18 protein-coding genes and 7 pseudogenes are annotated in these 24,966 nt (G+C 39.1%); 12 read left to right on the plus strand and 13 right to left on the minus strand.

Going from position 1 to position 24,966, the window contains the following annotated elements; all coding sequences use genetic code 11:
- Positions 1 to 274: 274 nt before the first annotated feature.
- Complete coding sequence (locus tag E3U36_RS08955) at positions 275 to 1,198, plus strand: IS5 family transposase (protein ID WP_180816295.1); 924 nt, start codon at positions 275 to 277, stop codon at positions 1,196 to 1,198.
- A 295-nt stretch (positions 1,199 to 1,493) separates the two neighbouring features.
- Here the strand turns inward: E3U36_RS08955 and rsmC are convergent, their stop codons facing one another.
- The 6 genes and pseudogenes from rsmC to pepQ form a co-directional block, all read right to left on the minus strand.
- On the minus strand, positions 1,494 to 2,510 hold the full coding sequence (gene rsmC / locus E3U36_RS08960) for a 16S rRNA (guanine(1207)-N(2))-methyltransferase RsmC (RefSeq protein ID WP_180816296.1): 1,017 nt from the start codon (positions 2,508 to 2,510) through the stop codon (positions 1,494 to 1,496).
- A gap of 310 nt (positions 2,511 to 2,820) precedes the next feature.
- Positions 2,821 to 3,744: pseudogene (locus E3U36_RS08965) on the minus strand (IS5 family transposase).
- Positions 3,745 to 3,862: 118 nt separating this feature from the next.
- Positions 3,863 to 4,390, minus strand: coding sequence for a menaquinone-dependent protoporphyrinogen IX dehydrogenase (hemG, locus tag E3U36_RS08970; RefSeq protein ID WP_180816297.1), 528 nt, complete (start codon positions 4,388 to 4,390; stop codon positions 3,863 to 3,865).
- 27 nt (positions 4,391 to 4,417) lie between these two features.
- Positions 4,418 to 5,869: a Trk system potassium transporter TrkH gene (gene trkH, locus E3U36_RS08975; protein ID WP_180816298.1), complete on the minus strand. Its 1,452-nt coding sequence runs from the start codon at positions 5,867 to 5,869 to the stop codon at positions 4,418 to 4,420.
- Positions 5,870 to 5,899: 30 nt separating this feature from the next.
- Positions 5,900 to 6,511, minus strand: a pseudogene (locus E3U36_RS08980) (IMPACT family protein).
- Positions 6,511 to 7,843, minus strand: a pseudogene (pepQ, locus tag E3U36_RS08985) (Xaa-Pro dipeptidase). Before pepQ ends, E3U36_RS08980 begins: the two co-directional pseudogenes overlap by 1 nt.
- Before the next feature lie 269 nt (positions 7,844 to 8,112).
- Here pepQ and fadB point away from each other — a divergent pair.
- A pseudogene (gene fadB, locus E3U36_RS08990) lies at positions 8,113 to 10,361 on the plus strand (fatty acid oxidation complex subunit alpha FadB).
- Here fadB and E3U36_RS08995 read toward each other — a convergent pair.
- Positions 10,348 to 11,271 (minus strand): IS5 family transposase, encoded by a 924-nt coding sequence (locus tag E3U36_RS08995; RefSeq protein WP_180816299.1) that lies wholly within the window; start codon positions 11,269 to 11,271, stop codon positions 10,348 to 10,350. The pseudogene fadB and the gene E3U36_RS08995 sit on opposite strands and share 14 nt — an antisense overlap.
- A 676-nt stretch (positions 11,272 to 11,947) precedes the next feature.
- On the opposite strand from E3U36_RS08995, the pseudogene rsmE reads away from it, so the two are divergent.
- The 4 genes and pseudogenes from rsmE (at position 11,948) to ruvX (ending at position 14,832) form a co-directional block, all read left to right on the plus strand.
- Positions 11,948 to 12,681 (plus strand): annotated as a pseudogene (rsmE, locus tag E3U36_RS09005) (16S rRNA (uracil(1498)-N(3))-methyltransferase).
- A gap of 9 nt (positions 12,682 to 12,690) precedes the next feature.
- Positions 12,691 to 13,656: a glutathione synthase gene (gshB, locus tag E3U36_RS09010; RefSeq protein WP_180816300.1), complete on the plus strand. Its 966-nt coding sequence runs from the start codon at positions 12,691 to 12,693 to the stop codon at positions 13,654 to 13,656.
- Between the two features lie 193 nt (positions 13,657 to 13,849).
- Positions 13,850 to 14,413, plus strand: coding sequence for a YqgE/AlgH family protein (locus tag E3U36_RS09015; RefSeq protein WP_180816301.1), 564 nt, complete (start codon positions 13,850 to 13,852; stop codon positions 14,411 to 14,413).
- Entirely contained in the window at positions 14,413 to 14,832 is a 420-nt protein-coding gene (gene ruvX, locus E3U36_RS09020; RefSeq protein ID WP_180816302.1) for a Holliday junction resolvase RuvX, read from the plus strand. Before E3U36_RS09015 ends, ruvX begins: the two co-directional genes overlap by 1 nt.
- Positions 14,833 to 14,886: 54 nt before the next feature.
- Here the strand turns inward: ruvX and E3U36_RS12765 are convergent, their stop codons facing one another.
- Entirely contained in the window at positions 14,887 to 15,102 is a 216-nt protein-coding gene (locus E3U36_RS12765; RefSeq protein WP_238337438.1) for a hypothetical protein, read from the minus strand.
- Between E3U36_RS12765 and E3U36_RS09025 the strand changes: the two are divergent.
- The 5 genes and pseudogenes from E3U36_RS09025 to hemW all read left to right on the plus strand — a co-directional run bounded on the left by E3U36_RS09025 (position 14,995) and on the right by hemW (position 18,840).
- Positions 14,995 to 15,633, plus strand: a pseudogene (locus tag E3U36_RS09025) (YggS family pyridoxal phosphate-dependent enzyme). The gene E3U36_RS12765 and the pseudogene E3U36_RS09025 sit on opposite strands and share 108 nt — an antisense overlap.
- A gap of 45 nt (positions 15,634 to 15,678) precedes the next feature.
- The gene (gene proC, locus E3U36_RS09030; protein ID WP_180817607.1) at positions 15,679 to 16,500 is read left to right on the plus strand and encodes a pyrroline-5-carboxylate reductase; all 822 of its coding nucleotides are present in this window, start codon (positions 15,679 to 15,681) and stop codon (positions 16,498 to 16,500) included.
- Between the two features lie 17 nt (positions 16,501 to 16,517).
- A complete protein-coding gene (locus E3U36_RS09035; RefSeq protein ID WP_180816303.1) occupies positions 16,518 to 17,105 on the plus strand; it encodes a YggT family protein in 588 nt (195 codons plus the stop codon).
- Between the two features lie 15 nt (positions 17,106 to 17,120).
- Positions 17,121 to 17,714, plus strand: coding sequence for an RdgB/HAM1 family non-canonical purine NTP pyrophosphatase (gene rdgB, locus E3U36_RS09040; RefSeq protein ID WP_180816304.1), 594 nt, complete (start codon positions 17,121 to 17,123; stop codon positions 17,712 to 17,714).
- A complete protein-coding gene (gene hemW, locus E3U36_RS09045; protein WP_180816305.1) occupies positions 17,707 to 18,840 on the plus strand; it encodes a radical SAM family heme chaperone HemW in 1,134 nt (377 codons plus the stop codon). Before rdgB ends, hemW begins: the two co-directional genes overlap by 8 nt.
- Before the next feature lie 65 nt (positions 18,841 to 18,905).
- Here the strand turns inward: hemW and E3U36_RS09050 are convergent, their stop codons facing one another.
- The 5 genes and pseudogenes from E3U36_RS09050 to kefG all read right to left on the minus strand — a co-directional run bounded on the left by E3U36_RS09050 (position 18,906) and on the right by kefG (position 22,852).
- The gene (locus E3U36_RS09050) at positions 18,906 to 19,175 is read right to left on the minus strand and encodes a hypothetical protein (protein ID WP_180816306.1); all 270 of its coding nucleotides are present in this window, start codon (positions 19,173 to 19,175) and stop codon (positions 18,906 to 18,908) included.
- A gap of 33 nt (positions 19,176 to 19,208) precedes the next feature.
- Positions 19,209 to 19,958: a T3SS effector SopD family protein gene (locus E3U36_RS09055; RefSeq protein WP_180816307.1), complete on the minus strand. Its 750-nt coding sequence runs from the start codon at positions 19,956 to 19,958 to the stop codon at positions 19,209 to 19,211.
- Between the two features lie 425 nt (positions 19,959 to 20,383).
- The gene (locus tag E3U36_RS09060) at positions 20,384 to 21,337 is read right to left on the minus strand and encodes an IS5 family transposase (RefSeq protein WP_369412938.1); all 954 of its coding nucleotides are present in this window, start codon (positions 21,335 to 21,337) and stop codon (positions 20,384 to 20,386) included.
- A 70-nt stretch (positions 21,338 to 21,407) separates the two neighbouring features.
- Positions 21,408 to 22,301, minus strand: a pseudogene (locus E3U36_RS09065) (monovalent cation:proton antiporter-2 (CPA2) family protein); the annotation flags it as partial.
- A gap of 2 nt (positions 22,302 to 22,303) precedes the next feature.
- A complete protein-coding gene (gene kefG / locus E3U36_RS09070; protein ID WP_180817608.1) occupies positions 22,304 to 22,852 on the minus strand; it encodes a glutathione-regulated potassium-efflux system ancillary protein KefG in 549 nt (182 codons plus the stop codon).
- Positions 22,853 to 22,968: 116 nt separating this feature from the next.
- On the opposite strand from kefG, the gene E3U36_RS09075 reads away from it, so the two are divergent.
- Positions 22,969 to 24,903 (plus strand): ABC transporter ATP-binding protein, encoded by a 1,935-nt coding sequence (locus E3U36_RS09075; RefSeq protein ID WP_180816308.1) that lies wholly within the window; start codon positions 22,969 to 22,971, stop codon positions 24,901 to 24,903.
- Positions 24,904 to 24,966: the final 63 nt, after the last annotated feature.

Below are 24,966 nucleotides of genomic sequence, written 5' to 3' on the forward strand. Positions count from 1 at the left end.
TCAAATAATCTTTTTTCATTATTTATCTTATTTTTTACTAAAATATAGTTTTCATCAAAATTATTTGATATTTTGATTAAGTGTTTTTCATAAAATTTCATAGAATAAATTTAATATAAAACACTTCGTCAATTTTCACCATAAATATAATAATTTGTGAGCTTAGTTTATGGTTGATGTTTTCTTTCCACAAAAAAACGGCTTTGTTGAATAAATCGAACTTTTAGGTGATTGGCGGAGCTGATCGCTAAATTCGTTTCAACATCAGGTCCCCATGGCAAAGCAAAAGTTTAAAATTACCAACTGGCCCGCGTACAACAAGGCACTCAGACAACGCGGTTCCCTGACGGTCTGGCTTGATGAGTCGGCCATCGCTGGATGGACTGACAGTTCTTCGCCTGAAGGTCGTGGCCGGCCGCTTTACTACAGCGATATGGCTGTTACCACTGTCCTGATGATGAAGCGTGTGTTTAACCTGTCGCTCCGGGCATTACAGGGCTTCGTTTATTCGATTTTTAAACTCATGTCTTTGCCGCTGTGCTGTCCGGACTACTCGCTGGTCAGCAGACGAGCAAAGAGCGTCAACATCAGCATAAAAACGCCAACGCGTGGTGAAATCTCGCATCTGGTCATCGACAGTACCGGTCTGAAGGTCTTTGGCGAAGGTGAATGGAAAGTCAGGCAGCATGGGGCTGACAGACGAAGAGTGTGGCGCAAGCTTCATCTGGCAGCAGACAGTGTGACTCATGAGATTATCTGTGCCGACTTATCGCTCAGCGGAACGACAGATGCGCAGGCACTGCCGGGCCTGATTAACCAAACCCACCGGAAAATCACGGAAGTGTCAGCAGACGGTGCTTATGACGCCTGTTACTGCCACGATGCGTTGCTAAGAAAGAAAATCAGGCCCCTTATCCCGCCGCGAAGCGGAGCGAAATACTGGCCGGACAAGTACCATGAACGTAACCATGCGGTGGCGAATCAGCGTCTGAGCAGGAGTAATGATATGTGGAAAAAGAAAGTGGGTTATCACCGGCGTTCAGTGGCAGAAACAGCGATGTTCCGCATAAAAACTTTGCTGGGTGGCCATCTGAGCCTGCGTGACTATGAGGCTCAGGTAGGTGAAGCAATGGCGATGGTCAAAGCGCTGAACCGTATGACGTTGTTGGGTATGCCACACAGCGTCAGGATCGGATAACAGGTGTAGCAGAGGGAGCCATCCTGGCGGCTAATTCTGATTTATTCAACAAAGCCTAAAAATATATAATTAGTTATTCATTAAATAATAATTGAAACACCAATGACAGAGAGATGATTTAAATCGTTATCTTCATCGGACTTTGTCATTTGAAAATGAATTATTTATGCTAAATAAAGTTGCAATTAAATATTGTTACCGACTTCCATTTTCATCTCTCATTCACTTAAAACGAAAGTGGTAACAATGTTATTTAAATAATTAATTATTTTGCTAAAAACTTATCGTATCAGATTTAACGAAATTTGCTGGCTTGAGAAACCTTGAATTTACCTGTTTGAGCAAGTATTTCATGGCGACCAAACGCTTTATCTAACCAATCTGGATAAGGTAAGAAGGCATTGGCAACCATTCTAAATTTTCCACCTGGTTTTAGATGATTTGATGCTTGTTTGATGATTGCTTCAGCGGCTGAATAATCCGTTTTTAATCCATCATGAAACGGCGGGTTGCAAATTATCCAGTCGTAGCTATCTTCAATCGCAGAGTAGATATCACTTGCTGTAACATCGCCAGTTAAGCCATTTATTTTTATGGTTTCAATAGAAGATGTGACCGCCGCAGCATGAGTATCGCAGAGAGTTAATTTTATGCCAGGGTTTCTCTTGCCAATAACCGTTGCAAGTACACCGGAGCCGGATGCGATATCTAATAATTTACCCTTGATAGGTTTATCAAATGTAGAAAGAAGTAGTTGACTACCGGCATCCAGCGCTTGTTGACTAAATACGCCAGGTAGGGTTTTGATAGTTATATCAGCGACCTTATAGAGATTCCACCAATCATTTAAATGAAAGTGTGGTTGTTTTTCTAGCTGGCAATAATAGAGACTACAACGCCGTGCTGCATCAATTTTGCGTACACTGCCTATTTCTTCTAGAATTTTATTGGCGCTATTTACACCACTACGATTTTCACCAACAATAAAAATATCACTACTTACTGGTAAAACTGAGCAAATATTGTGTAGTTGAAAATGGGCTTCTTGCTTGTTTTTAGGCCAAAAATAGATCAGTGTATTAAATTGTCTCGCCACTGTTTTTTCAAGCGTTAAGTCATAATGGGCTTTTTCGCCTAGCGCTTTGTTAAATGATAACCAGTAGTGATATTGATTAGTTAAAATATGTAAAATTTCAGCGCTCCTTTCAGCGCTAATATTATCTTGTAAGTTACCAGCGATTAAAACACGACGGCCGATAAAGTATTCATCATGGCGTAAAATCACTTCACTAGCGGGCGTCAGTGAAGACATAAATGTTGGCTCCTGTATTAGATTAGGTTTCCTTTTATCAACTATAAAAGGAAAATATTCGCCGTAAGCGTAAAAATATCGCTCATAGGATCGTAAATTTTGATAAATTTGTGAGATATGAACTTATTATCGCGATTGTATCACTATTATTAGATTTCAATCCAATGGTTACTTGTTATCTACTATTTAGTGATCATATTGTTTCTTGATAACTTAATAATTTGTCTATTTACCCTATTTATTTGCAGTTTAGAGGCTTTGTTGAATAAATCAGAATTAGCCGCCAGGATGGCTCCCTCTGCTACACCTGTTATCCGATCCTGACGCTGTGTGGCATACCCAACAACGTCATACGGTTCAGCGCTTTGACCATCGCCATTGCTTCACCTACCTGAGCCTCATAGTCACGCAGCCTCAGATGGCCACCCAGCAAAGTTTTTATGCGGAACATCGCTGTTTCTGCCACTGAACGCCGGTGATAACCCACTTTCTTTTTCCACATATCATTACTCCTGCTCAGACGCTGATTCGCCACCGCATGGTTACGTTCATGGTACTTGTCCGGCCAGTATTTCGCTCCGCTTCGCGGCGGGATAAGGGGCCTGATTTTCTTTCTTAGCAACGCGTCTTGGCAGTAACAGGCGTCATAAGCACCGTCTGCTGACACTTCCCTGATTTTCCGGTGGGTTTGGTTAATCAGGCCCGGCAGTGCCTGCGCATCTGTCGTTCCGCTGAGCGATAAGTCGGCACAGATAATCTCATGATTCACACTGTCTGCTGCCAGATGAAGCTTGCGCCACACTCTTCGTCTGTCAGCCCCATGCTGCCTGACTTTCCATTCACCTTCGCCAAAGACCTTCAGACCGGTACTGTCGATGACCAGATGCGAGATTTCACCACGCGTTGGCGTTTTTATGCTGATGTTGACGCTCTTTGCTCGTCTGCTGACCAGCGAGTAGTCCGGACATCACAGCGGCAAAGACATGAGTTTAAAAATCGAATCAACGAAGCCCTGTAATGCCCGTAGCGACAGGTTAAACACACGCTTCATCATCAGGACAGTGGTAACAGCCATATCGCTGTAGTAAAGCGGCCGGCCACGACCTTCAGGCGAAGAACTGTCAGTCCATCCAGCGATGGCCGACTCATCAAGCCAGACCGTCAGGGAACCGCGTTGTCTGAGTGCCTTGTTGTACGCTGGCCAGTTGGTAATTTTAAACTTTTGCTTTGCCATGGGGACCTGATGTTGAAACGAATTTAGCGATCAGCTCCGCCAATCACCTAAAAGTTCGATTTATTCAACAAAGCCTGTACAACATTTAACGCAGACATAGCCATTTTTAATCAAATTTTTATTTAAGCGCATTAAATTCACGCGCAAAGTATTCGACTTTTTGCCAATCAGTATATTCAACCTCTTTAGTTGTATTCGTTTCTCCACCTGTTATTTTCATAATAAATTGGATCATAATACGATCTAACCATTTATACTGGGGATAACGTAGTGCTCCTGCAAACACATTAGTAATAGTTGGTTGCCACGGAATTTTAGCTAAAAATTTACGTACATAAACATTTGTGTCAGGTGTATCTTTGCCCTGTTTTCTGGCCGTTAAATTAACGCCAAAAAATGCACTTGGCATAGTATTCAACTCTTTTTGGTGATTTTGCACAAAACTCAACACTGCAGGATTAAAATGACCATAACGGATTGAAGCACCGACTAATACTTTTTGGTATACAGAAAGATTAAAATTTTTATCCATATTTAAATCTCTAACATCACATTGCTTACCTTCTTGACGTAAATATTCAGTAATTTTAAGTATTATTTTTTTAGTCTGACCATTTTCACCAGAATAAAGTAGCAAATAGCTCATGTGTTACCTATAACATTATATAAATGATTATTCCCGCCAAAAGGTTGGAGTGAAAAGAACAAGTAAAGTGAACACTTCCAATCGACCAAATAACATAGTGACTATTAGGATCCATTTTCCCGTTGGATTCATGGTAGTAAAGTTTTCAGCTACCGAGCCTAATCCTGGCCCTAAATTATTCAGTGTTGCCGCAATTGCGGCAAAAGCTGAAAACTCATCTACACCGGTAGCAATTAACAATAATAAACTTATAATAAAAACCAATGCATAAGCAGAAAAAAAACCCCAAACAGCTTCAATAATACGTTCAGGTAATGCCCTGGAGCCTAATTTTATCGTGTAAACAGCATTTGGATGTACTAACCGTTTTAACTCCCGTGAACCCTGCAAGAATAATAGTAAAATTCGAATAACTTTTAATCCACCTCCGGTTGATCCTGCACACCCACCGACAAAAGCAGCACAAAGTAACAATATCGGTAGAAAAAGCGGCCAATTTGCAAACCCATCGGTACTAAAACCGGCTGTTGTTGCGACAGAGACAACCTGAAAAAAGGCTTGATCAAATGTTTGTAATAGAGAGTCATAAACTGAATGATATAGAAGTACTAACGTACAAATGATTATCAAAACTATTTGAAAACCGATAAATACTCTAAATTCAGGATCACGCCAGTAAATTGTCAGACTACGACCAGATAATACGGCAAAATGAAGACCAAAATTACAGCCAGAAATCAGCAAAAAAATAGCAATAATGGTATTAATAGCAGGGCTATTAAAGTAGCTAATACTTTGGTCATGAGTAGAAAATCCACCAATAGCTACAGTAGAAAAACTATGGGAGATAGCATCAAAAACATCCATGCCAGCGCCCCATAATGCTATCGCGCAGACTATAGTAAGCAAAACATAGATTAACCAAAGTGTCTTTGCCGTTTCTGCAATCCTTGGACGCATTTTATTGTCTTTAAGTGGGCCAGGCATTTCTGCCCGATAAAGCTGCATTCCACCTACACCTAATAAAGGTAATATGGCTACCGCTAAAACAATAATTCCCATACCACCTAACCACTGTAGCATATGTCTATAAAAGAGTATTGCTTTGGGTAAAGTGTCTAACCCAACCAATGTGGTTGCTCCAGTTGTTGTTAAACCGGAAAAAGATTCAAAAAAAGCATCGGTAACCGACAGATGAGGACGATCAGAAAAAATAAAAGGTAGTGCTCCAACACTACCTAACACGGTCCAAAAAAGGGCGACTATCAGAAAACCTTCTTTAGGTTTTAGATCATGTCGATTATTTCTATTTGGTATCCATAGTAACAATCCGATAATTAATGCCGCAACAAAAGTTTGGCTAAAGGCGCGCCCTGCTCCATCTCGATAAATCAATGCCACTATGCCGGGAATAATCATAGTGACAGAAAATAAGATAACAAGTAGCCCAACAATTCGGGTTATTGCTCGAAAATGCATGAGTGGTTCCTTGAGAATCTAGTCATAACATTAAGATTTAGGGGTTAAATTTAATGCGCCTCTACTTAAATTACGTAATTTATCCGCAAACTTTTGTTCAACATTGATAGGTAGTGAAATTTCTAATATCACATTTTCACTATATTCTCGCTATAGGATCTGCCCTGCTGATTGTTGTATTAATTGCTCAATCATTTTTATATGCACATATTCACAATGTATTAAATAATATTTTTGTAGCACTTTTTGCTGGGTGTTTAAGAGGTTAAGTGCATGTTGAACACTGTTACCATAAGCTCTAACCAAGCCCCCAGTTCCCAATTTAATACCGCCAAAATAACGCACCACAACGACAGTAATTTCACCAATATGGCTAGCTAATAACTGAGTGATCATCGGCTTACCTGCCGTTACTGTTGGCTAATCATCATCGGAAAAGCCTAATTTTTGGCAATCATCAGGCCTACCAGCAACATAGGCCCAACAATGATGGCGAGCATCAGGGTATTTATGTTTGATAGTTTGGATAAAATTTTTTGCTGCTGCAATTCCATCAGTATGTTCCAAATAAGTAATGAAACGGCTTTTTTTAATCTCTTCGGTAACAACAACCGACTCTGCGGGTATCAAATCAGCATTCATTATTTTAAATGTAAATTACGTGTCATATTTTCAACTTTATTCTCATATATGATGATATTATCTTCGATACGAATACCACCATAGGGCATAAAGGACGCAATTTTAGACCAGTTAAAATATTTACTAAACGATCCTTCGCGCCAAGGAGCTAATAGTGTCTCGATGAAGTAGAGACCAGGTTCAATAGTTAATACCATACCAGGTTGTAAGATCAGAGTACAACGTAATAAAGGATAACATTCTGGTGCAGCCAAAGACTCTCCCGTTTCATCCTGCATCAATCCACCAACATCATGAACTTGTAATCCCAAAAGATGGCCTAAGCCATGCGGGAAAAATGGTGTTGTAAGCCCTTTTTCTATCATTGTCTCTACACTGATATTGCAAATAATGCCATGATCTAGCAATAAAGATGCAATATGTTGATGCATCTGTTGATGATATTCAGTATAGCGAATACCGGTTTTAATTGTATCGATCAATATCTGCTGTTTACTATCCAAGCCTTTAATCAAATTAGCAAATTCATCATTATTTTTAGCCGCATAAGTACGCGTAATATCTGCGGCATAACCGGATATGCAGCGCCCGCATCAATTAAAAAACTATACATTTTCTTTGGTGGCTGATACTTCAATTTAGTGTAGTGGAGTACTGAAAAATTTTCATTGAGTGCAATAATATTACTGTATGGCACGTCGATATCTCGCTGACCTGTTGCCTGCAATTAACTAACATTAATATCAAATTCACTCGCTCCCTGATAGAAATCCTCACTAGCGGCATGATGACCAGCTATTGCCATTTTCTGCGCTTGTTGTAAGCAACTCAATTCATAATTGGTCTTATAAGCCCGATGAAAATGAAAATAATCTAATACCGATTTGCGATTAATATTAATCGATGAAATACCTAATTCTTTAGCTAGATCAATAGATTCACCAATATAACCAGTATGTTTTTTATCTAACTGAAATAACCATTTTTTAATATCATTAGCCTCCTTTAAATGGAACAACTCAAACTCTTTTAGCCAAAAGCTGTCCGGTAGATGATCAATACTATGCCAATAATCAATTGGAGAATAAAACCACAGTTTAGGTTTTCTAACTCCATCAACTAATAACCAACAATGGGCAACTTGAGTAATAGGTAGCCAAGCTTTGAAATGTGGATTAGCTTTGAATGGATAATGGTAGTCATCAAGAAAAACGTCTTTCGGCTCTCCAGAATGGATAAGTAGGCATTCAATTTATTATTTTTCAAAACATTCTGGGTACGTTGCTGTAATGTTTTAATATGTTCTTGATATTGACTAGCAAAATTTTCCATTTTTAGTTCACCTGTTATTTTTATCTCTAATATTCAGCAAAATATCAGATTAAATATTATCATTAATTTAATAAATGCTTTTTCCCAACTAAAGTGTCTCATTTTTATCAATAAAAACAAATAAGTAAGTATTAGCGCGGTTTTCAATAACCCATAGAATTTGTTGTGATCAGGCTAGCATATTTTTTATACTTAATTTGCATTTTTTTAACAAAAAAATCACACCGCTAATCCATGGTCGTACCAGATGAAAATCATAGTAGAACAGTATGCTCTATCAAAGTAATACTATTCAGGTTGATTGGATAAAACACGGTATCGCAAAATTGGTATTTAATTCGCCAAATACCATTAATAAATTTGATTCAGAAACCGTTGATTCACTAAAAAAAGCTATTGATTCACTGGAAAACAAAAAGATCCTAAGTCAATTAAAAGGGCTTATTCTGATTTCACAAAAACCCACTTTTATTGTTGGTGCAGATATTAAACAATTTCTCTCGCTATTTAATGCACCAAAGTCACAACTTCAACAATGGCTTCATTTTACTAACAGCATCTTTAATCGTATCGAAGACCTACCCATTCCAACCGTAACCGCGATTAATGGTTACGCTTTGGGAGGAGGCTGTGAGTGCGCATTAGCAACAGATTACCGTATCGCTACACCCGATCTTAAAATTGGTTTACCAGAAGTTAAACTGGGTATTATGCCTGGGTTTGGTGGTTCAGTGCGGCTACCGCGCTTAATTGGTTTAGATAATGCACTACAAATGATCACCACAGGAAAAGATATCGATGCCGAAACCGCTTTAAAAAATGGCCTGATTGACGCGATTGTGGCCAAAGAACAGTTACTAAATTCAGCACTGGTACTATTGGAAAATGCGATTTCCAGCAGATTAGATTGGCAGCAAGTACGGCAATCTAAAACCCAACCTTTAAAACTGAATAAAATAGAACAAACGATGAGTTTTAATGTCGCAAAAGGTTTAGTCATGAAAGCGGCAGGCTCACATTACCCAGCACCATCGAAAGCGTTAGAAACTATCGAAAAAGCGGCCAATTGTGGACGTAAAGAAGCGTTATCATTGGCAACCGAAGCTTTCATTCCACTGACTGACAGCCCTGCAGCGCATGCTTTAATTAGAGTTTTTCTCAATGATCAATATGTTAAAAATTTAGCTAAACATAGAAGCCAATCCATTGAAGCCCCCATAAAAGCTGCCGTTGTTGGCGCTGGTATCATGGGTGGTGGTATTGCTTATCAATCAGCACGTAAGGGTATACCTATCATAATGAAAGATATTAATGAAAAATCTCTTCAGTTAGGTATGAATGAAGCCGCTAAATTGCTAAATAATCAATTTGCACGTAAGCAAATTTCAGCGCTGGAGATGGCGAAGATATTATCTTCAATTACTCCAATGATAAATTACGCTGGAATTGAAAATGCGCAAATTATTGTCGAAGCGGTGGTTGAAGATCCAAAGGTCAAAACGGTCGTTTTAGCCGAAACAGAAAAATTATTAAATCAAAATGCTCTATTAGCCTCCAATACTTCAACTATTCCCATCACAAAATGAGCTAGTGTTTTACAGCGGCCGGAAAATTTCTGTGGTATGCATTTTTTTAATCCTGTTCATCGAATGCCATTAGTGGAAATCATTAAGGGCGAAAAAACTAGCACCAAAACTATCGATATGATAACTGCCTATGCGAATAAAATGGGTAAAACAGCTATCATCGTCAATGATTGTCCAGGTTTTTTTTTAACCGTGTACTATTCCCTTATTTATCTGGCTTTAATTTACTATTACAAGATGGTGCTGATTGTTATCAAATCGATAAGATCATGGAAAAACAATTTGGCTGGCCGATGGGGCCGGCTTATTTAATTTATGTTATTGGTATTGATACCGTGCAACACGCCCAACAAGTTATGGCTGACAGTTTTCCAGAACGTATGGCAAAAATTGATCAAGATGCTATTACTGTTCTATTTAATCATCAGCATTTCGGCCAGAAAAATGGCGTTGGTTTTTATCAATACTTTAGCGATAAAAAATGAAAAATACAGAAACAACGCGATCCTAAAATTAAAGACTTACTAAGCAAAATTGGCGCTACTAGCAAACAATTTACTGAGCAAGATACTATCATGCGCCTGATGATACCGATGATTAATGAAGTCGTTCGTTGTTTAGATGAACACATTATTGCTAGTCCTGCAGAAGCCGATATTGCCCTGGTATACGGTTTAGGTTTTCCGCCATTTCGAGGTGGTGCGGTCTGCTATCTTGATAATTTCGGTATCCAAAATTTTATCGAAATGGCGGAAAAATATGCCTATTTAGGCCCTTTATATGCCATTCCTGACAGTTTAAAAAACAAAGCAGAAAAACAAGCAAGTTATTATCCAACGCCAGAAAAAATCACCTTCAACAGGGCTTTGTTGAATAAATCAGAATTAGCCGCCAGGATGGCTCCCTCTGCTACAGCTGTTATCCGATCCTGACGCTGTGTGGCATACCCAACAACGTCATACGGTTCAGCGCTTTGACCATCGCCATTGCTTCACCTACCTGAGCCTCATAGTCACGCAGGCTCAGATGGCCACCCAGCAAAGTTTTTATGCGGAACATCGCTGTTTCTGCCACTGAACGCCGGTGATAACCCACTTTCTTTTTCCACATATCATTACTCCTGCTCAGACGCTGATTCGCCACCGCATGGTTACGTTCATGGTACTTGTCCGGCCAGTATTTCGCTCCGCTTCGCGGCGGGATAAGGGGCCTGATTTTCTTTCTTAGCAACGCGTCGTGGCAGTAACAGGCGTCATAAGCACCGTCTGCTGACACTTCCCTGATTTTCCGGTGGGTTTGGTTAATCAGGCCCGGCAGTGCCTGCGCATCTGTCGTTCCGCTGAGCGATAAGTCGGCACAGATAATCTCATGATTCACACTGTCTGCTGCCAGATGAAGCTTGCGCCACACTCTTCGTCTGTCAGCCCCATGCTGCCTGACTTTCCATTCACCTTCGCCAAAGACCTTCAGACCGGTACTGTCGATGACCAGATGCGAGATTTCACCACGCGTTGGCGTTTTTATGCTGATGTTGACGCTCTTTGCTCGTCTGCTGACCAGCGAGTAGTCCGGACAGCACAGCGGCAAAGACATGAGTTTAAAAATCGAATCAACGAAGCCCTGTAATGCCCGGAGCGACAGGTTAAACACACGCTTCATCATCAGGACAGTGGTAACAGCCATATCGCTGTAGTAAAGCGGCCGGCCACGACCTTCAGGCGAAGAACAGTCAGTCCATCCAGCGATGGCCGACTCATCAAGCCAGACCGTCAGGGAACCGCGTTGTCTGAGTGCCTTGTTGTACGCGGGCCAGTTGGTAATTTTAAACTTTTGCTTTGCCATGCGGACCTGATGTTGAAACGAATTTAGCGATCAGCTCCGCCAATCACCTAAAAGTTCGATTTATTCAACAAAGCCTTGCATGGCATTAAACAGCAACGCTAACAAAAGTAATGGATAGACTAATAAATCTGGCAAATATCCTGTCTGATGATCAATAAACCCAAGTAGTACGCTAAACCAAACGAAAAAAGTAAAATCACTATATGGCTAAGATCTGTGATCAGCAAAAATATGATAGTGAAAGGAATAAAAAGAGTAATAAAAAGGAGATATCTACTAGGTGAGTCATGCTATCTATAATTAAATAGATAAAGGGGTAAATAACTAACTAATAAATGGCTTAATGGTAATAAAATAATTGTTATAACAAATGCTTGAATCAACAGCCAATACGAAAAAGTGGTGAGCCATGTTGACATCTTCAAATTCCTTTTTGAAAAAACCGCATTATTCACTCAGCATTCTTTTCCAATATCCATAAATAAAAAAACAATGCTTTATAACAGTTCTACAATAAATATTAACAATAATCCGGTTGTAAGCGAATTTTTGCGAATTTGTACGCAAAATAAAAAAGGAAAATCAATAGATAGCGAGACAGCTTGCTAGTTTATTTTCCCATCTTTATTATAGGCACAATATTTTGCTAGCATCGAGTTTATAAGGAAGCATGGCTATGCGAGTTCCTCGGATCTATCATCCTGAACCATTAGAATCAGGCGCAATAATACGATTAAGCGATAAATGCCACTAACCACGTTAGTCGAGTTCTACGTATGAGTGTAGTACAAAATATTGAGTTATTTGATGGCAGTAATTCTATTTTCATAGGGCAAATACTTGAGATTAATAAAAAGTCAGTTAAAGTCCAACTCGGGATGGCGACAACTGCAAACAGAGAATCCCCTTTAGATCTCCATCTTGGACAAGTTATTTCTCGTGGGGGAAAAAATGGAATTCACTATTCAAAAATCAGTAGAACTGGGCGTCAATATCATTACTCCTCTTATTTCTGAACGCTGTAATGTTAAATTAGAGCCTGGGCGACTCAGTAAAAAGCTACAACAATGGCAGAATATTGCCATTTCTGTTTGCGAACAATGCGGACGTAACAAAATCCCCTTAATTCGTCCAGTTATGCCTCTTGAAGCTTGGTGCACAGAAAAAGATGATGCATTAAAAATTAATCTCCATCCTAAAGCCCAATCAAGTATTAATACACTGCCCGCTGCGGTATATAAAATTAGGTTACTCATTGGCCCAGAAGGTGGGCTTTCGCCAGATGAAATCATAATGACAACTAACTACCAATTTACTAATATCCTACTTGGGACTCGGATATTAAGAACAGAAACCACTGCGTTAACTGCAATCACAGCATTACAAGTCCGCTTCGGCGATCTTGGTTAAGGAGACAAAATGTTCAAATTAGGTATTGTGATGGATCCCATCTCAACCATAAAAATTAAAAAAGATAGTAGTTTCGCTATGCTATTAGAAGCACAACGCCGTGGATATGAAATTCACTATATGGAAATGGACGATCTCTATTTATTACAAGGTGAAGCTTACGGACATACCAGACAACTGATCAAAATCAAACAAGATACTGCACAATGGTATCAATTTGGTACTGAACAAGATATTGCTTTGAAAAATCTTGATGTTATTTTAATGCGTAAAGATCCTCCCTTTGATACTGAATATATTTATGCCACGTATATTCTTGAAAGGGCAGAATATGCGGGTAGTCTAATTGTCAATAAACCGCAAAGCCTGAGGGATTGTAACGAAAAATTATTTACCGCCTGGTTTCCTCAATTAACACCTGATACGTTAGTAACCCGAAATAATAAAAAACTGCGAGAATTTCATCAAAAACATGGTGATGTCATCTTTAAACCTCTAGATGGAATGGGTGGCGCATCGATTTTCCGTTTAAAGAAAGAGGATCCTAATGCCAGTGTCATTATTGAAACATTAACTCAACATGGCCAGCGCTTCTGTATGGCTCAGGATTACTTACCTGCTATCAAGCAAGGTGATAAACGGGTGTTGGTTGTCGATGGTGAACCAGTTCCTTATTGCTTAGCTCGTATTCCTGCTCAAGGTGAAACGCGAGGAAATTTAGCGGCAGGAGGATATGGTGAAGCAAGACCATTGACAGAAAGTGATTGGAAAATTGCCAGAACGGTAGCACCTATATTAAAGGAAAAAGGATTAATTTTCGTTGGCTTAGATATTATTGGTGATCGCTTAACCGAAATTAATGTTACAAGTCCTACCTGTATACGTGAAATTGAAGCAGCATTTTCGGCTATATCAATTACAGTTATGTTATTTGATGCAATAGAAAAACGACTGGCTGCAAAAACAGTAAATTAACCACAGCTAACACTACAGTTAACTGAATAATAATATAGGATACTATAAATGTTTTCTATTGTTATAAAATATTAATATCTTACAGTCAGCCGAAAATAAAATTTAAACAATCGCGAATGTGCTTCATTAATTATTTTTTAACTTTTAATTCAGGTATATTTTATTGATAATTCAGGAAAATAAGTTTAATAATATGAATTTACAAAACCACTTTCTCATTGCCATGCCAACGTTATTAGATCCGTATTTTCAAAAGTCGGTGGTTTATATCTGTGAGCATAATGAAAAAGGTGCTATGGGTCTCGTTATCAATAGACAAATCGAACAAATTTCAATCAATAGCATATTAAAAAATTTAAACATTAAAACGACAGAATACGATCATATAACTGAATTAAGTCAACCGGTTTTTTCTGGTGGCCCGATCGCAGAAGCTCATGGTTTTATTTTACATTCGCCAAAAAATAGTTTTAGTTCTACCTTAAAGCTTTCTGATGAAATTATGATCACAACGTCAAAAGACATTCTCGAAACTTTAGGCACTACCAAACAACCAGAAAAAACACTTATTGCCTTGGGATATTCAAGCTGGGAACAAGGGCAAATGGAAAAAGAGATAATGGAAAATAGTTGGCTAACCGCCAAAGCAAATAGCAATATCATTTTTCACACCCCCATTTCTGAACGTTGGCGTGAAGCCGCTGCTTTAATTGGGATTGATATCTTTAATATTTCAAATCAAGCGGGTCATGCATAATGGCAAACAGAACAATTATTGCTTTTGATTTCGGTACACTGAGTATAGGTATCGCCATTGGGCAGGAAATTACAGCAACTGCACGCCCTTTAACTGCAATAAAAGCAAAAGATGGTAAGCCCAACTGGTTAGACATTGAAAAAATAATACAAGAGTGGCAACCTGAACTGGCTATCGTTGGACTTCCTCTCAATATGGACGGAACAGAGCAGCCAATAAGTAATCAAGCCCGTAAATTTGCTAATCGTCTGCATGGGCGCTTTGGTATCCAAGTTACATTACACGATGAACGCTTAACAACAATAGAAGCGCGAGCACAACTATTTAATCAGGGTGGCTATCGGGCGTTCAATAAAATTAAGATTGATTCCATTTCTGCTGTCATTATTTTAGAAAGTTGGTTTGAACAACATGCTTAATCATCATAATGACAATAAACTGTCACGCACAGCCGTGACAATGAAATTATACTTTTATCCTATTTCATTTTCATTTTCATTTTCATTTTCATTTTCATTTTCATTTTCATTTTCATTTAGCATACAATCCAACAAAATCTGGTTAATGTCAAAAATCGCATTATACAAGCGGCCAAAAAATATCATCGAGAGCCCAAAGGTATTACTCTGCTGGCCGTCAGTAAAACTAAATCTTGTGATGCAATTCAAGAGGCTATCGATGCGGGGCAATACCAGTTTGGTGAAAATTATCTGCAAGAAGGGATAGAAAAAATCGCCTATTTTAGTAACAAACAGGATTTAATATGGCATTTTATCTGCGCGCTACAATCCAATAAAAGTCGATTAGTAGCAAAGCATTTTGATTGGTGTCATACTATTGATAGATGAAAAATAGCACAACGATTAAATAATCAGCGTCCGATAAATAAAGCGCCACTAAACGTGCTAATCCAAATTAATATCAGTGATGAAGTAAGTAAATCAGGTATCACACCAGCAGAGTTAGATAAATTAGCGGCTGAAATTGTATTATTACCAAACCTAAAATTACGTGGTTTAATGGCAATTACAGCGCCAAATAATGAGCTTAGCCAACAGATGTCAATTTTTCGTAGCATGGAAAATTTATTCAATCAGGTAAAAAAACAATATCCAGATATTGATACACTTTCAATGGGCATGACCGCAGATCTTGATATTGCAATTGCTTGTGGTTCAACATTAGTCAGAATTGGCACAGCTATTTTTGGTTCCCGATAATGAATCAATTTGAAAATCAAGGCAATCAATAAAAGGAGCAATATAATGCAACAGCGAAAAATTACCTTTATCGGCGCTGGGAATATGGCTCACGCGATTATTGCCGGATTAATTTCAGCTGGCTATCCGGCAAATAACATCACAGTCTGCTCCCCCACCAGCAAAAATCGCGATCAACTGGTAAAAAAATATGGCATACATGGAAAAAGCGATAACGGTGATGCAAGCAAACATGCAGATGTTATTATGCTTGCTGTTAAGCCCCAGATTATGGAAACTGTTTGTCAATCACTAAAAGAACAGGTTAATTTTGCCAATAAACTGGTTTTGACCATTGCCGCTGGAATTCCGGTGAAACGTTATCAACAATATCTCGCGCCTAACATAAGTCTGGTGCGTGTTATGCCTAACACGCCATCTCTAGTAGGCCAAGGTGTTAGTGGTTTGTATGCCATGGCTTCAGTATCAGAGAATGATAAAACTTTTGCCACAGAACTAATGGCAAGTGTTGGCAAAGTTTTCTGGCTGACTAACGAAGCCGCAATTAATGATATTATTGCCGTTACTGGTAGTGCACCTGCTTACTTTTTCCTATTTATGGAATTAATGCAACAGGAGGCTGAACGGCTTGGTTTTGATAGTAAAACAGCAAGAGAGCTGGTTTTATATACCGCCCAAGGTTCTGCTGCTCTGGCGGCAACCAAATCAGATCTCTCTTTTGCGACATTAAGAGAACAAGTGACTTCGAAAGGCGGCACTACGGCTAAAGCCTTAGAGCAGTTTTATCAAGCTAATTTATCTCAAATTGTCACCAACACAATGCGTGCTGCAATCCGCCGCGCTGAAGAAATGGAAAAACAATATTGATTTATCAGGATAATTAAATGCAATTTTTAACTTTTATCGTACCAACCATTATTCAACTATACATTATTATTTTATTGCTACGAGTTTGGATGCAATGGGTCAGAGCGGATTTCTATAATCCATTTTCCCAATTTGTGGTCAAAACAACTCAACCAATTGTAGGGCCCTTAAGGCGCTTTATTCCTGCCATTGGAGCTATTGATACCGCAACTTTATTGGTCGCTTATATTCTTACCATAGCCAATATTCTTTTTGTCATGTGGGCAACGAACACCCTCGCTTTAATCAGCATACTGCTATTACCTATTAGCTTTATTCAATTATTAACTTATGCCGGCAAGTTAGTTTTTTGGCTGATCTTAATTCGAGCTATTCTTAGTTGGATAAGCCAAGGGAGTAATCCTATTGATTATATGCTTATGCAATTAACTGAACCTTTAATGTCACCTATTCGTCGTATTATCCCTGCTATGGGCGGGTTAGATTTCTCAGCCATGATTGTAATGCTGATTTTGATTGCTTTAAATTATCTGCGCCTGGATATTCTGCTATTCATTGATCCGACTATTACCAGCATACTCTATTCAGTTGGCTATTTAATGTAATGGTGAGCAAATTTCATGCATAAAGTGGTATTAGCAACGGGTAATGCCGGCAAGGTAATTGAATTCACTGAACTGTTAAAAAAGTGTAACTTAAATATTATTGCCCAAACTGAGTTAGCTATTAGTGCAATTGAAGAAACTGGGCTAACTTTTGTTGAAAATGCGATATTAAAAGCACGCCATGTGGCAAAAGCCTCTGGTTTCGCGGCCATTGCCGATGATTCAGGCCTTTCGGTTAATGCGTTAAAGGGTGCGCCGGGGATCTATTCAGCTCGCTTTGCCGGTGAAAATACATCTGACGAAGAAAATTTGCACAAATTGTTATCCATCCTGAAAGATATTCCGGACAACCAACGCCAAGCTCAATTCCATTGTGTACTCGTTTATCTGCGCCATTTTGCCGACCCAACACCGATTATATGTCACGGTATATGGCAAGGTGTGCTAACCCATGAACCTAAAGGTAGCAACGGTTTTGGTTATGATCCGATTTTTTATGACAGCAAACTAAAACTTACCGCAGCTCAATTAACCAAAGTGCAAAAAAATGCAGTATCGCATCGTGGGCAAGCATTAAAAATGTTATTAGGATCTTTAACTAATGCTTAAATTACCGCCATTGAGTCTGTATGTGCATATTCCCTGGTGCGTGCAAAAATGCCCTTATTGTGATTTTAATTCACATGCACTAAAAGGTGAGTTGCCCCAACAAGAATATGTCACACATCTACTAACTGATCTTCAAGCTGACCTTGCACTGATAAATGGTCGTCAAGTTAAGAGTATTTTTATTGGTGGCGGTACACCCAGTCTACTCGACGCTAAGGCAATGCAATCTTTGCTTGATGGTATTATACGTCAAAGATTATCGCTGGCAGCTGATGCCGAAATCACCATGGAGGCAAATCCTGGTACCGTTGAGGCTGAACGTTTTAGCCAATATCAACCAGCTGGCATTAATCGGATTTCTATTGGAGTACAAAGTTTTGCTGCCGATAAACTCACAAGATTAGGCAGAATACATGGCCCCGAAGAAGCTATCCAAGCCGCTTGTCTGGCTTCAGAATTAAATTTACGTAGTTTTAATCTTGATCTAATGCATGGTTTACCTGATCAGTCACTTGAACAGGCACTTTCTGATCTGAAACAAGCAATTGATTTATCTCCGCCCCACATTTCTTGGTATCAATTAACGATTGAACCGAATACCAATTTTGGCTCCTGCCCGCCAGTATTACCTAATGATGATGCGCTGTGGGAGATTTTTTCAGAAGGACATCAGCTACTTAATAAAGCCGGATATCAACAATATGAAATATCTAGTTATGCCAAGCCTGGCTATCAGTGTCAGCACAATTTAAATTATTGGCGTTTTGGCGATTATCTAGGAATTGGCTGTGGCGCACACGGAAAAATCTCTTTTGCCGATGGTCGTATTTTGCGAACAATGAAAACGAAACATCCCCGTTGCTATCTATCGGGGAACTATCTCTATCAGCAAAAGGAAGTAAACCAACCAGATAGGCCTTTTGAATTCTTTATGAATCGTTTTCGCTTGCTTGAGGCAGTACCAAGACAGGATTTTATTGATTACACCGGTTTAGCGGAAAATGTCATTCGTCGTCAACTTGATAACGCGCTGGAGCAAGGTTATATCACAGAAACAAAATTGAGCTGGCAGATCACCGAACAAGGCAAATTATTTCTCAATTCTTTGTTAACACTATTTTTATAAAGCCATTTACATCCCATTTAGGGTGGGATGTAAATGACGGCATCTTATTCTACTTTTCTAATCAACTATACTCTTTTATCTACTATAGTATTTCTATGCTTACCATCTGCATCATCGATATCAGTTTGAGGAATGCTAAATAATTTACCTAATGTCGTATCACCAATAACCTGTTCATTTAGTGATTGAATAGTTTCCGCATTGATAAGAGGACTTTTATTTTCAATTAGAATCTTAATGGGATCATACCTACCATTCGGCCAATCAATGGGATTACCCTTTGTCAGACTCTGAATGAAAATATCAATATGAGGAGCTACTGCATACTTTAGCATGGTATTTTGCCCAGTACGATTATTACCTTGTAATCACAATTCTCTCAAATTCTGATAATTTCCACTTTGCAATGCATTCTTTAAAAGAGCACCTCTAAATTCACCGTGTAAATTATCTCTATTAGAAAATTCTAAACTTCCCTCTTTGAAGCGGGCAATAAATTTTGCTGAATCAGCAACTTCTTCGATTGCACAAAAATTTTTATGGCTATACTTCGGGTTGTCTAGGTCTTTTTCAAGCTGCTGGCGTATTTTTTCATTATCACTCATACATTGGATACTAGCACTGATATAGTCATCATTACTATCATTTCCACTACCAAAAATATCAGGGTTATCAGATATATATTGGCGAAAAGCCATACCTGTCATAACTGCACAAAAAGCTCCATAAGAAGTGGTTGGACTATCAACTATCTCATTAGCTTGATATACAGTATGTTCTGCGATCTGTAATCGATAATTCCATTTACTGTATACATTAGGTGGATCAGCATCAATGGTAAAATCTTTTTTGTGTTCAGGTTTGGCTAAATCAATCAATCGTTCAAATTTCAGTAGTTGTTTATTTGGTGAAGTATCATGGCATGCCGGCTGATTAATATGATCAAATAATATCTCTATTGCTTGCCGCTTCACGCCACCGTGAAAAAAGTCTTTAATCCGATCCCATAACCCCATATTTTGCGCTTCAGCCAATGTTTCTGCATTCATAACGCGATTAAGTCGACTTTCACTAAAGTTATAATTGTAATTATTGCCTAAATTCAATATGGTAGACATGCATTGTACTCCTATCAAAAACAAATTTTTTAGTAATTTATTTCATATAACAGGTTTGCTTGTTAAGTTTTATACTTAATATTCTATTTTTGTTGAAAGCAATCACTAGAAAAACTGTTTATTTAACGATAAGCATTATTATGCCTACAAACTATACTAATTTTTAGGATTGCTATATCGGGTATTACACTGATTTTTGTCACTTTCATATCCCAAGTACAGCGACATTTATTTTGTCAGACTAAATTTAGCTAAAATGAAAAATGGGAATATTGAGATTAACCTGACTAATATCTGCAACAATAACAGATAAAAACCATATTAAACTTTATTGATTGGATAAATCTCGATCAAATTAAAAGCTTAATTTAGTAATAACTTGGTTAAATTGCACGCTTAAAATAAAATATATGATAGTTTAAAAATTATTTCAACTCATTTAATAGATCAATACGAAGCTGCTCCATATGGGCAATTTTATGACAAACCTGTTGACCAAACTGGCGAAAATTATTTTCCTGCTTTTTCCATTCTAATTCTAAATCCTGCTGTAATCCGCTTCGTCCACCCAGCAAAGTTTTTATGCGGAACATCGCTGTTTCTGCCACTGAACGCCGGTGATAACCCACTTTCTTTTTCCACATATCATTACTCCTGCTCAGACGCTGATTCGCCACCGCATGGTTACGTTCATGGTACTTGTCCGGCCAGTATTTCGCTCCGCTTCGCGGCGGGATAAGGGGCCTGATTTTCTTTCTTAGCAACGCATCGTGGCAGTAACAGGCGTCATAAGCACCGTCTGCTGACACTTCCCTGATTTTCCGGTGGGTTTGGTTAATCAGGCCCGGCAGTGCCTGCGCATCTGTCGTTCCGCTGAGCGATAAGTCGGCACAGATAATCTCATGAGTCACACTGTCTGCTGCCAGATGAAGCTTGCGCCACACTCTTCGTCTGTCAGCCCCATGCTGCCTGACTTTCCATTCACCTTCGCCAAAGACCTTCAGACCGGTACTGTCGATGACCAGATGCGAGATTTCACCACGCGTTGGCGTTTTTATGCTGCTGATGTTGACGCTCTTTGCTCGTCTGCTGACCAGCGAGTAGTCCGGACAGCACAGCGGCAAAGACATGAGTTTAAAAATCGAATCAACGAAGCCCTGTAATGCCCGGAGCGACAGGTTAAACACACGCTTCATCATCAGGACAGTGGTAACAGCCATATCGCTGTAGTAAAGCGGCCGGCCACGACCTTCAGGCGAAGAACTGTCAGTCCATCCAGCGATGGCCGACTCATCAAGCCAGACCGTCAGGGAACCGCGTTGTCTGAGTGCCTTGTTGTACGCGGGCCAGTTGGTAATTTTAAACTTTTGCTTTGACATGGGGACCTGATGTTGAAACGAATTTAGCGATCAGCTCCGCCAATCACCTAAAAGTTCGATTTATTCAACAAAGCCCACCGAAGACTATTTCTAATAAATGTGACCAAAGGATGGCTAAATTAAGCGACATGCCAACAGAAATAAAAAATAAACCGAGTAGCAAACCTTTAAAAGGTTCTATTGTGATCTCCAGCTCATGACGAAATTCAGTATCAGCCAGTAGTACACCCGCCATAAATGTGCACAACGCCATAGAAAAGCCGAGTTTTTCCATAAAAAAAGCCGCACCTAATACGACAAGCAACGAAGCGGCAGTAAATATTTCATGAATACCTGACTTAGCAACCAGATGAAATAATGGCCGTAATAAATAGCGCCCTCCTACCCATAAACCAACAAAGGCAACCACTTTTAGTCCAATTCGATACCAATCGCTATCAGCCGGTCCACTGGCAAGAAATCGAATAAGTGCCAATATCGGGATCACTGCCATATCTTGAAAAAGTAAGACAGAAAAACCCAATCGCCCACTTTCTGTATTACTCATGTTCCTTTAATGTATAATCTGTAAGGCAATTGCCGTTGATGACATCGCTAAACCTAGCCAACCAACTAGTGCTGCTTGCCAAGAAAAATGAATAATAATCAGTAAACCGGTAAATACTGCGGCTGTTATGATCACCTGAGCGGTGCCAACAACAAAAATTGAATGCCTTAATGTCCATACTTTAACTGGATTAAGTCCCAAGCCAATTAAAAACATCAAAAAAACCACGCCTAATGCAGCGAAATGCATCATTTCATCAACATTTCGGATAAACCCCAGCACAAATGGCCCAATGACAATACCAGTTAATAAATATCCTAATACCGCCCCTAGCCGAATTTTTTGGGCAATAGGTACCATAATGACACCCGCCAGTAGGAATATCATAATAGAACGGAATGAACTAAATTCTTCCATAATTATAAACCTCCATGCTCGAAGGGTGATTTTAGCCAATCACGATAGGCTTTTGCACACTCCTGCATGTCTTCATGCGACTGCCTTCTTGCCATATAGATAATCACCGGTGATAACCATTGCATTTCACACATTAAAGCAATAAGTTCAAAAGGACGTAACAATTCAGTTAACGGAAAACGGTTATAACCATCATATTGATAAGCTTCCTGAGGCTCTCCGGTAGTAATAACCGAACGCCAATATTTGACTTTAAGTTGTTTACTTTGCTCACAAACAAAATTTCGCGTTAATACTCTATCAAACCACTCTTTCAAAAGAGATGGACAACTATAGGTATAAAGCGGATGCTGAAAAATGATAATTTCATGCTGACAAAGCAACTTCCGTTCATAACTGGCATTAATAAAATAGTCCGGATAAGTGCCATATAAATCATGGATCACAACATTGTCTAAATCCTGAACATATTCAATGAGCATCTTATTCGCCACAGATTCAGTCGGTTCAGGATGGGCATAGATAATGAGAATCTTGGGTGGTAGCGATATAATTAGCTCCTCAAAAGCGTGCCAGAAGCACAATTTTTAGTTAACATACACACCAAAGGCCATTTATATTCTTTAAAATTATAAATGATTTAATATATTATCAAGATACGGTTTATATGATTGTATTTTCTGCGCTACAAATGCGCTGTGGTATTAGGGTTTTACTAAACAGTGCAACAGCTTCTATCACACCAGGCCAAAAAGTGGGCTTAATTGGCAAAAATGGCTGTGGAAAATCGACTCTATTTTCGTTAATCAAAGGTGACATGCAACCTGAAGCAGGAAGCATTACTTTTCCAACAACTTGGGCTCTCGCTTGGGTCAATCAAGAAACACCTGCGCTAAAAAAATCCGCCATTGAATATGTGATTGATGGCGATCACGAATACCGCAAATTAGCAAAACAACTACAACTAGCAAATGACAAAAATGATGGCCATGCTATTGCATTAATACATGGTCAACTGGATGCTATCAATGCTTGGAGTATTCGCGCTCGTGCTGCTAGTTTATTACATGGTTTAGGTTTTTCACCATTACAAATAGATGAACCTGTCAGCGCCTTTTCCGGCGGATGGCGGATGCGACTAAATCTGGCACAAGCTTTAATTTGTCGTTCTGATATATTATTACTTGATGAACCAACTAACCATTTAGATTTAGACGCGGTTATTGGGTTAGAAAAATGGCTTAAAAATTATACCGGCACACTGATCCTGATTTCCCATGATAGAGATTTTCTCGATCCTATCATTGACAAAGTGCTGCATATCGAACAAGAAAATTTATTCGAATATACCGGTAATTATACTTCCTTTGAGCAACAAAGAGCGACTAAACTGGCGCAAAAACAAGCACTTTACGAAAACCAACAAGAAAAAGTTAACCATTTAAAAAAATATATTGATCGTTTTCGTTATAAAGCAACAAAAGCTAAACAGGCACAGAGCCGGATCAAAATGTTAGAGCGTATGGAACTAGTTGCCCCCGCCCACATTGATAACCCATTTCACTTTTCTTTTCGAGCACCAGATTGTTTACCTAATCCCCTGCTTAAAATGGAAAAAGTTAGCGCTGGCTACGGCGATAAAGTAATCTTAAAATTAATTAAACTCAATCTGGTTCCCGGCTCAAGAATTGGTTTACTCGGCCGTAACGGGGCAGGTAAATCAACCTTAATCAAGTTACTGGCTGGTGACCTATTACCCCAACAGGGGGAAATTTCCTTAGCGAAAGGCATTAAACTCGGTTATTTCGCACAACATAAATTAGATGATCTGCGCCTGGATGAGTCGCCATTACAACATCTTTACCGCCTTGCTACGCAAGAAACTGAACAACATTTGCGCGACTATCTTGGTGGCTTTGGCTTTAAAGGCGACAAAGTAAATGAGCCATGTATGCATTTTTCCGGCGGGGAAAAAGCGAGGTTAGTATTAGCCTTGATTGTCTGGCAACGGCCCAATCTTCTGCTGCTAGATGAGCCAACTAACCATCTAGATTTGGATATGCGACAGGCATTAACAGAAGCATTGATTGTATTTGATGGTGCCTTAATTGTTGTGTCCCATGATCGCCATTTACTGCGCTCAACAACAGATGAATTTTATCGCATTCATCAAGGTCAGGTTGAACCTTTTGCTGGTGATCTGGACGACTATCAAAAACGGTTAACCGAACATAATAAACAACAGCACCAACAAATTCGTCAGGAACAGTTACAAGATAAGATGCTATCAGCTAACTTAACTGCCCAAGATCGTAAAGAACAAAAACGACGTGAGGCAGAATTCCGCCAACACACGCAGCCAATCAGAAAACAGTTATCAATGTTAGAACAAAAGATCACAAATCTATCTAATCAATTAGCTCAAATTGAACAAAAACTGGCTGATCGTGATATTTATAACCACAATCGTAAATCTGAACTCAATAATTACCTAAAACAGCAAACTGAAACAAAATCGACATTAGAGGAAAACGAAACCGAGTGGCTAGCACAGCAAGAAACTCTGGAAAATATGATAAAAGAGTTCGAATGTAAGGCATAATTCGATTCAAGACAGATTTTTTTAACAATATAATAAAACGTAACTAAGCGCAGCTGGCATTAA

Origin of the sequence: Arsenophonus endosymbiont of Aphis craccivora (assembly GCF_013460135.1) — a bacterium.
In the GTDB taxonomy this organism is placed as follows: domain Bacteria; phylum Pseudomonadota; class Gammaproteobacteria; order Enterobacterales; family Enterobacteriaceae; genus Arsenophonus; species Arsenophonus nilaparvatae.